Annotated in this window: 9 protein-coding genes and 1 pseudogene; 1 reads left to right on the plus strand and 9 read right to left on the minus strand. The window is 44.5% G+C overall.

Features of this window, described 5'->3' with window-relative positions; translation table 11 throughout:
• The coding region (locus tag HLG76_RS14410; protein WP_175993907.1) for an ISAs1 family transposase at positions 1-346 on the minus strand (346 nt) is incomplete at its 3' end.
• A 185-nt stretch (positions 347-531) separates the two neighbouring features.
• On the opposite strand from HLG76_RS14410, the pseudogene HLG76_RS14415 reads away from it, so the two are divergent.
• Positions 532-891 (plus strand): annotated as a pseudogene (locus HLG76_RS14415) (IS630 family transposase); the annotation flags it as partial.
• Between the two features lie 156 nt (positions 892-1047).
• Here the strand turns inward: HLG76_RS14415 and HLG76_RS14420 are convergent.
• From HLG76_RS14420 to HLG76_RS14455, 8 genes are all read right to left on the minus strand, one after another.
• Positions 1048-2175: a DegT/DnrJ/EryC1/StrS family aminotransferase gene (locus HLG76_RS14420; RefSeq protein WP_175993908.1), complete on the minus strand. Its 1128-nt coding sequence runs from the start codon at positions 2173-2175 to the stop codon at positions 1048-1050.
• 6 nt (positions 2176-2181) lie between these two features.
• The gene (locus HLG76_RS14425) at positions 2182-2643 is read right to left on the minus strand and encodes an acyltransferase (protein ID WP_175993909.1); all 462 of its coding nucleotides are present in this window, start codon (positions 2641-2643) and stop codon (positions 2182-2184) included.
• Complete coding sequence (locus tag HLG76_RS14430) at positions 2621-3040, minus strand: FdtA/QdtA family cupin domain-containing protein (protein WP_175993910.1); 420 nt, start codon at positions 3038-3040, stop codon at positions 2621-2623. Before HLG76_RS14430 ends, HLG76_RS14425 begins: the two co-directional genes overlap by 23 nt.
• Positions 3037-3918, minus strand: a complete 882-nt coding sequence (gene rfbA, locus HLG76_RS14435; RefSeq protein WP_217706603.1) for a glucose-1-phosphate thymidylyltransferase RfbA — start codon at positions 3916-3918, stop codon at positions 3037-3039. Before rfbA ends, HLG76_RS14430 begins: the two co-directional genes overlap by 4 nt.
• 82 nt (positions 3919-4000) lie before the next feature.
• Positions 4001-5089, minus strand: a complete 1089-nt coding sequence (rfbB, locus tag HLG76_RS14440) for a dTDP-glucose 4,6-dehydratase (protein WP_175993911.1) — start codon at positions 5087-5089, stop codon at positions 4001-4003.
• A gap of 11 nt (positions 5090-5100) precedes the next feature.
• A complete protein-coding gene (locus HLG76_RS14445) occupies positions 5101-6891 on the minus strand; it encodes an ABC transporter ATP-binding protein (RefSeq protein WP_175993912.1) in 1791 nt (596 codons plus the stop codon).
• Positions 6884-7849, minus strand: a complete 966-nt coding sequence (locus HLG76_RS14450) for a Wzz/FepE/Etk N-terminal domain-containing protein (RefSeq protein ID WP_175993913.1) — start codon at positions 7847-7849, stop codon at positions 6884-6886. Before HLG76_RS14450 ends, HLG76_RS14445 begins: the two co-directional genes overlap by 8 nt.
• Positions 7850-7924: 75 nt before the next feature.
• Positions 7925-8284, minus strand: a complete 360-nt coding sequence (locus HLG76_RS14455; RefSeq protein ID WP_175993914.1) for a four helix bundle protein — start codon at positions 8282-8284, stop codon at positions 7925-7927.
• Positions 8285-8423 lie beyond the last annotated feature (139 nt).

Consider the following 8423-nt stretch of genomic DNA (forward strand, 5'->3'; position numbering starts at 1 on the left):
CCCTTAGTGTTTTTCCATCAATGGCAACCACTTCGCCATCCGTTAATTCATGACACGATTTCATCCATTCTATAAAGGCTTTTTGTAATGCATTTGGACTGATGGTCCCCATCACTCTTGCGATCGTATCTGCCGACGGTGACGTTTTACCTGAAAAGCCAAAACGTAATAAGAAATCGCGCTGCTTACGGCCATAATCACTAATGCCTTTCCAGGTATCATGGCCAGAGAGCACCGCACAGATCGTTATCAAAATAATATCTGATAACGTATGTTCAACTTTTCCTTCTTGGCGAATATCTTTGATGGAAACGAAATGCATAAATGGACTTTTTTCTTCTGTCATTTTTAATCTCCTAAACATTAGGAGACCATTAAATCGCACTGAAAATGATCAACAAATTGATCCTCTATTTTCACTCATTTTAATTAATAAACATGGTACAACGCACGGTTTTAAGCTTTAATTGACAAATAAGTCATTAAATCGCTAGCCCAGGCATGGCGCGGATCTTCATGCGTTTTCCCTGCAGCGAGAACATTGTTCGGTTTTTCTGCAAGATAAGGGAAAGCTATCCGCTGAATCACAAGGTTCATCTTATCTTGGACGGTGCGGGCTATCACCGCACTGACTTAGTGAAAGATGCCGCCTATGTGCTCAATATAGAGCTTCATTACCTGCCACCTTATAGCCCAAACCTCAATCCAATAGAACGGTTATGGAAGGTCATGAACGAGCATGCACGGAATAATTGTTACTTCAAAACCAAGCGGGATTTTGCTCAATCGATTGACCAATTTTTTACTGTGACTCTCCCTGAGATCGCAGGGTCTTTGACGTCTCGTATCAACGATAACTTTCAGATGTTTAATCATGCATCTTCAAGTTAATTGGGTATAGTGCGTTCATTTATAATATTAAAAGTTTCTTCACGTTGCTTTATCCAGTCAGGATGTGCATTTTCAGAAAAAATAGCCATCTAGAAAAACATACTTATTAGGCTTAAAGATTTCATAATACGGGCTAGAGCAAAAATTATTTACACATTAGATGCTAAAAATAAAATCATTAATGTTCTTTATCACCTTATGTACATCTTGATCTGTCATAATGGGACTTATAGGCAAGCTAAGAATTTCTTCGTGAATTAACCCCGTAATAGGGAGTTTTTCATCCTGCCATTCTGCATAAGCCTGCTGTTGATGCGGCGGGATTGGGTAATGAATCAGGCTTTGTATGTCGTGCTTCATCAACCATTGTTGCAATGCTTGTCGTTGCTCACAACGTACAACAAATAAATGCCAAACGTGGGATTTATCATCTTTAATGTTGAGTTCTGAATCTTGAATGGGTAGCACGATGTTTGGGTTGTTGATCCCTTCACAATACATGGCCGCAATTTGTTGCCGACGAGCGGTGTCACTGTCTAAATGTGCCAATTTTACACGTAGCATCGCCGCTTGGATTTCATCTAAGCGACTATTCACACCTTGATAGAGGTTTTGGTATTTTTTGTGGGAGCCATAGTTACGTAAAGCTTTCAAAGTCTCAGCAAGATCGGCATCGTCAGTGGTAATGGCTCCCGCATCGCCTAGTGCCCCTAGGTTTTTACCAGGGTAAAAACTAAAGCCTGCCGCATGGCCCCAATTACCTGCGCGTTTGCCACCGATCTCTGCGCCATGTGCTTGGGCACAGTCTTCAAGTACCAGTAAATCATTCTCTTGCGCGATTTGCATAATCTCAGGCATGGGTGAGATTAAGCCATACAGATGGACTGGTAGAATCGCTTTGGTCTTCGGCGTTATCGCAGCTTTGATACCTTCTTGGCTTAAGTTATAGGTATTGAGATCCGGCTCCACCAGTACTGGCGTTAGGCAATTTTCAGTAATGGCTAAAATGCTGGCTATGTAAGTATTCGCTGGGACAATCACTTCATCCCCTTGTTGTAGCTTACCTAGTTCTTTCCACGCTCGAAGCACCAGTGTCAGTGCATCCAAACCATTCGCCACACCAATCGCTTGCTTGGTACCACAATAGGTTGCAAATTCCGCCTCAAACTGTTGCAGTTCTTGGCCTTGGATATACCAACCAGAGTCAATCACTCGTGCACAAGCTTGTTTTAGTTCTTGTTGATACTTTTGGTTGATTGCTTTTAAATCTAAAAATGAAACCACGCTTTTCTACGCCTCTATATACCTGATCACTCTTGCCGGATTACCGACCACCACTGCTTTTTCCGGTACATCTTTAGTGACAACAGAGCCCGCACCAACCATGGCATTTTTACCAACGGTTATACCAGGCAATATTGTTGCGTTAGCTCCAATTGATGCGCCTTCTTGAATATGAATTCTCGGAAAACTGTTAGGATATTGCTTAGAGCGGGGAAACTTGTCATTGGTAAACGCTACACATGGACCGATAAACACATCATCATCAAGCGTAATACCATCCCAAAGATACACACCATTTTTTATCGTCACCCTATCGCCTAATACAACATCATTTTCTACAAAGGTATGCGCACACAAATTACAATCTTTACCAATTCTTGCTCCTGCAAGAACAACCGAAAATTGCCAAATGGTTGTTCCTTCTCCTATCGATGAAGAGGCAACATCACTGAGGGGGTGTATTTTCATTATTCACCTCTTGCAAAAATTTGGGATAATCACGAATATAATCATTTTCATCATAGTGCTCGCTCGCAACCACCATCAGCACACAATCTTCGCTAAAATCGTGCATTTCGCGCCAGATACATGAGTCAATTAATATTCCTTTGGTTGGACAATCGAGGATAACTTCTTCCCGAGTTGCTCCATCATCAAGCACAAAGCGACAACTTCCTTTAACAGCAATCGCAACTTGCTTAAGAGCTTTATGTGCATGTAAGCCACGCACCACGCCTGATTTGGTATCAAAAATGTAATAAATACGCTTTATTGCAAAAGGAATGTTTTTCAATCCTTCTAAAGCAACCAAATTACCACGTTCATCGCCCAAACAAGGAAATTCAATCCATTTAATTAAGCTCATACGTGGCCCTCTAAAAGAGATGAAAGATACTGTCCATAACCATTCTTAGCCATTAGATCCGCACGCGCAGACACTTGTTCAGTAGATAGCCACTGTTGGCTGTGGGCTATCTCTTCCAAACACGCAATTTTATAGCCTTGGCGTTTTTCAATGGTTTCCACAAATTGGGCAGCTTCTAATAAGCTTTCATGGGTGCCGGTATCAAGCCACGCATAGCCACGCCCCAGTAATTCCACATTGAGCTTTTTGCGTTTTAGATACATCTGATTCAGGCAGGTGATCTCTAACTCACCACGTTCTGAAGGTTGTACTTCTTTGGCCAGTTCAACAACATCATTGTCGTAAAAATATAACCCAGTGACGGCAAAGTTACTTTTCGGCTTTTGTGGCTTTTCTTCTATTGAAATCGCTCGTTGCTCTTTATCAAACTCAACCACACCAAAACGCTCAGGATCTTTCACTTGATAACCGAACACAGTCGCGCCTTTACCACTTTCTGCATTCGCGACGGCTTGCTGCAGCTTAGGCCGAAACCCTTGCCCCCAGAAAATATTGTCACCCAAGACTAAACAGACTGACGAATCGCCAATAAACTCTTCACCGATGATAAAGGCTTGTGCAAGGCCGTCAGGCGAGGGTTGGATTGCATATTCAAGCTTGATCCCAAATTGGCTGCCATCACCAAGTAGTCGCTGAAAGCTATCTTGATCTTCTGAGGTGGTGATAATCAAAATCTCACGAATACCCGCTAGCATTAACACGGACAGCGGATAGTAGATCATTGGTTTATCGTAAACGGGTAGCAGCTGTTTGGAGACACCCATTGTGATCGGGAACAAGCGTGTGCCTGACCCACCCGCTAGAATAATACCTTTCATAAAAAAATAGGTCCTAGTTCCTAGGTTCTAGGTCCTAGGAAAAGCTAGGGTCTAGAACCAGAAATTTGAAAAAGCTTGAAAGCTAGTTTACGCCCAAGCGTTCACCTTGGTAACTACCATCCTGAACATGTTGACACCAGGTTTGATTATCTAAATACCATTGCACCGTTTTTTTCAAACCCGTTTCAAAGGTCTCAACCGGTGTCCAGCCGAGCGCTTTTTGCATTTTACTTGAGTCAATCGCATAGCGACGGTCATGCCCTGGGCGATCTTGCACGTAGGTGATTTGCTCAGCATAAGAAGTCGTTTTCGGTACCAATGTGTCTAAAATGGCACAAATCGCTTCGACTACCTCAACGTTTTTCTTTTCGTTGTGGCCACCGATGTTGTAGGTCTCACCGACTTCGCCTTCCGTGACCACCTTGTATAGCGCTCGTGCATGATCTTCAACAAACAGCCAGTCACGGATTTGATCGCCTTTGCCATAAATAGGTAAGGCTTTACCTGCTAAGGCATTCAGAATCACCAGCGGGATCAGCTTTTCAGGAAAATGGTATGGGCCATAATTGTTCGAGCAGTTGGTGACGATGGTCGGTAAGCCATAAGTTCGCAACCAAGCACGAACCAAATGATCACTTGAGGCTTTAGAAGCTGAATAAGGGCTTGAAGGTGCATAGGGAGTGGTTTCTAAGAACATCGGCAGCGGCTCATTCGCTGATTCCGCCCCCTGTTTAACATCATCTGGATGTGGGAGATCACCATATACTTCATCGGTGGAGATATGATGGAGACGAAACGCTTGTTTAGCACTGTCGTCCAGCTGGTTCCAATACTCACGAGTCGCTTCTAGTAGGGTATAGGTACCCAAAATATTGGTTTCGACAAAGGCCGCGGGACCGTCGATTGAGCGGTCAACGTGCGATTCAGCCGCTAGATGCATCACCGCATCAGGTTGATGCTCGGCAAAGACGCGATCTAATTCGGCACGGTTACAAATATCCACTTGCTCAAACGCGTAGCGAGCGCTGTCGGCAACTGAAGCCAAAGATTCAAGGTTACCCGCGTAAGTCAGTTTGTCGATATTGACCACACTGTCGTTAGTGTGTTGAATAATATGGCGAATAACCGCAGAGCCAATAAAGCCAGCGCCGCCTGTGACTAAAATTTTCATACTAACTATTCTCAACTATGGCGAGCCATTTTTTGAAAAGATGCGTTACGATTTAGTAGCTCATCATAAGTTCCAGCGTCAAGTACCTCGCCATTTCCAAGCATATAAATACAATCACACTGTTGAACAGTACTGAGCCGATGCGCGATCATGATAATGGTTTTATTGCCAGCAAAGTCATGGATAGCATCCATCACCAGCTTTTCAGTAATGCCGTCTAACGCACTGGTGGCTTCATCAAGCACTAGCACATCTGCATCATCATACAGTGCGCGAGCAATGCCAATCCGTTGCCGCTGACCGCCCGACAGTTGCACACCGCGCTCGCCAACGCGCGTATCTAAACCGTTTGGCAATTGCTCGAGTAATTCTTCTAAATGCGCCATCTTGGCCGCTTTTAGCACTTTCTGCTCGTCAATTTCGCCTATTGGTAAACCAAAGGCGATATTTTCACGAATGGTGGCATCGGAGAGAAAAATACTCTGCGGCACAAAGCCTATATTGTTCTGCCATGCACGCACTTTATCAGTAGTGATTCGCTTTCCATCTACCTGTAAGCTACCTTGGCTGGGCTCAATAAGGCCGAGTAAAATATCAATGGCCGTTGATTTACCTGACCCTGACGCCCCCACTAAACCAATCACCTGGTTAACGGGTAGTTCGAGAGACAAGCTACGTAGAGCGGGCTCTTCTTTACCTGGATATTGAAAAGTCACATTATCAAGCCGCACCTGATGTTCAGGCTTGAGCTTGTCACGCGTAGGGCTAGTTTCAGTCACATATTGGCTCGCAATAAGATCGGCCTCAAGGTTATCAAACGCCGATAAGTTACCGCGAATTTGTGCCACTCCCGTATAAATCTGCTGAAACGCGGGGAGCAACTTGAAGCCGGCGAGTGCGTAAACTGACAAAATCGGTAGGATTTGGCCTAGGTTACCATCATGTGTTTTAACCAAATACAGCACCAGAAAAATCACCGAGCCAAACGCAACCAGCTCCATCGCATAACGCGGGACTTCAGATAGACCACGGTTACGGCCTTGGGCGTTACCAAAGCGTTCACTGGCACTTTGATAACGCTGGTTAAAGTCAGTTTGGCGGCCCAGTAATAACGTATCTTTTATCCCGCCAAACCCTTCATTCATCAAGTTAAAACGTTGGCGATTCGCATTAGTGATATTAATGCCATTTTGCGATAGCTTTTTACGTACCGTCCGATAGAGAACAATATAGGCACACGCAAAGATACCCAAGCCAGAAAGAGCAACCAGTGGGTTATAAATAAAGATTGCGGTCGCCATTACTATCGCCAGTACAGACTTAGCAACCAACTGCATGGTCGGTTGAATGACATTTTGGGTGATTCGATCTGACTCTTGCGCAACTTTATTGGTTAATTGACTGCTACTCCCCCCGGCGTGAAATAGCCAAGGCTGACTCATGTAATAGCGGTAAAGACGCGTTGATAGCTCCGCGCCTACTTGTTGTGCATACAAAGAAAGACGCCAAATGGTGTACATAGAAATCATTGCCGCAATGGCAAGGGCAACAAGTACAATGACACCTACCCAAAAGATAAAATCACTTGGATTGGCTAGCCCGCTATACTGATAGAGCTGTGCAAACTTACCTTCTCCTTGGAGCTGGCTGATATCGCCGACTAAAGCCATAAAAGGGCCAATTGCGACTACGCCGGTTAGCTCGGCAAAAGCCATCAGAACAACCAATAATTGTAGCCGGATGAGCCTTTTGCGTTGATTCGCTGTTAATAAATTAAACAGCGTTTTTAAACGGTTATACATCTTCTTTCCTAAACGCAAATCTCACTAACACAATCGCCACACCCAGCATGCCGCCAAGTAGCGTTGCCAGCACACAAATCAGCGCCCGTTTCGGGCCGGCTTTTTCTTCGGGGACAATGGCCGGGTCAACAGTTTTGAACACAAATTCGTCTTGCACTTCAGCCAGCATCAAGCTTTTGGTTTGCTCTTCAATCAACTGGTAGAACACATTCTGCATTTGAGTGAGGTTGGTGTTTTCTAGCTGTTGGCGCAAGTAGCCAATGTTAGTTTTGGTTTCTGCCAGTTTCTCTTTTTTTACATGGGCGTTGATGTCATTCACTAACAGCTCCACCACTTGTTGCGCGAACACCGGCGACTGTGATTCAAAGCTGATGGTAATTAAGCCGTTGTCTTTTTGGGTATTGGTTTCTAGCTTGGATGAAAACGTTTTATATAATTGCCAATCCGTTGGCATCGCTGGTTGATCTGCTGGCATATCGTCCGGTTTTAACCAGGTTTGCGTCTCTGAGTTATAACGGTCTGCGTTAATCAGCCATTGGTTGGTCTCAGCATCCCACCCTTCAGTCGCCGCCAACGGCACCGCTAACTGATGTTTATGCACAAACTCGCTAATAAACTGGCGTGATTTTAGAGTGGCTAGCGCAATTTGGGTTTCACTGCCGCCACCGCTGCCAAGGTTAACCCCAGCTAGCGAGGCCAAACCACCTAATTGCCCGGCCATGCTGGCTAAGCCCCCACCGCCTTGGTCATTAGCAGGCGCCAGTAAAGCCTCGGATTTGTAGGTATTAGGAAGCGATAATGAATACCCCACTCCGCCCAAGGCAAACACAAACGTCACCGCAATGATTAACCATTTGCCTTGCCATAAAGCAGCAAATAATTCGCGCAGATCGATTTCATCATCGGCCGCCATTGGGGGGATGGGGGGTTGGTAGTATTCGATATTTTGCTTAGTCATAAACCATGAGGCAACAGAGACTAGAAACTAGAGACTAGAAACTAGGATTCAGGTGCCATACCTTCCTTTTATTTTTCAGGTTGCTGCTTTGAGTGCGCGTTTGTGCCGTGTTATCAAGCTAGCAAGGATTTTTGCAATTTCTCTTGCTTCACGGACCATTACCAAACCAGCTTCTCGTTCTATTTGTTCGGTTTTAATCGCGATTTGAAGCTGAGTAACCAATTCACCACATGAGCCTTTGGCGTAGTAGTAAAAGCGAACTTTTTCTTTTGATGTTTCGCGTTCTTCCCCTTCTGCAATATTTGAGGGTATTGATAGGGATGAACGAAACACTTGATCTTTAAGCGCAAAATTCTTGTTACGCTCAAATGTATTAAATACCGAACAAGCTAATTTTGATGAGCGTTGCCAAACACTCAGTTTTTCAAACAGCATAAATTGAGACCTCTCGCCTTTGTGGCAAAGAATACAACTCATCTACTGTTTGTGTTTTTTGTCTTTACATTTCTGCGAGACACCGCTAGAGACTAGAGACTAGAGACTAGAGACTAGAGACTAGAGACTAGAGACTAGA

The sequence above is a fragment of the Salinivibrio sp. EAGSL genome, from assembly GCF_013366455.1.
Taxonomy (GTDB): domain Bacteria; phylum Pseudomonadota; class Gammaproteobacteria; order Enterobacterales; family Vibrionaceae; genus Salinivibrio; species Salinivibrio costicola.

Bases quoted from the DNA above. Each gene is read 5' to 3' on its own strand.
- HLG76_RS14430 (WP_175993910.1), bottom strand. From the start codon at position 3,040: ATGAGCTTAATTAAATGGATTGAATTTCCTTGTTTGGGCGATGAACGT.
- HLG76_RS14445 (WP_175993912.1), bottom strand. From the start codon at position 6,891: ATGTATAACCGTTTAAAAACGCTGTTTAATTTATTAACAGCGAATCAA.
- HLG76_RS14425 (WP_175993909.1), bottom strand. From the start codon at position 2,643: ATGAAAATACACCCCCTCAGTGATGTTGCCTCTTCATCGATAGGAGAA.
- HLG76_RS14455 (WP_175993914.1), bottom strand. From the start codon at position 8,284: ATGCTGTTTGAAAAACTGAGTGTTTGGCAACGCTCATCAAAATTAGCT.
- rfbB (WP_175993911.1), bottom strand. From the start codon at position 5,089: ATGAAAATTTTAGTCACAGGCGGCGCTGGCTTTATTGGCTCTGCGGTT.
- rfbA (WP_217706603.1), bottom strand. From the start codon at position 3,918: ATGAAAGGTATTATTCTAGCGGGTGGGTCAGGCACACGCTTGTTCCCG.
- HLG76_RS14450 (WP_175993913.1), bottom strand. From the start codon at position 7,849: ATGACTAAGCAAAATATCGAATACTACCAACCCCCCATCCCCCCAATG.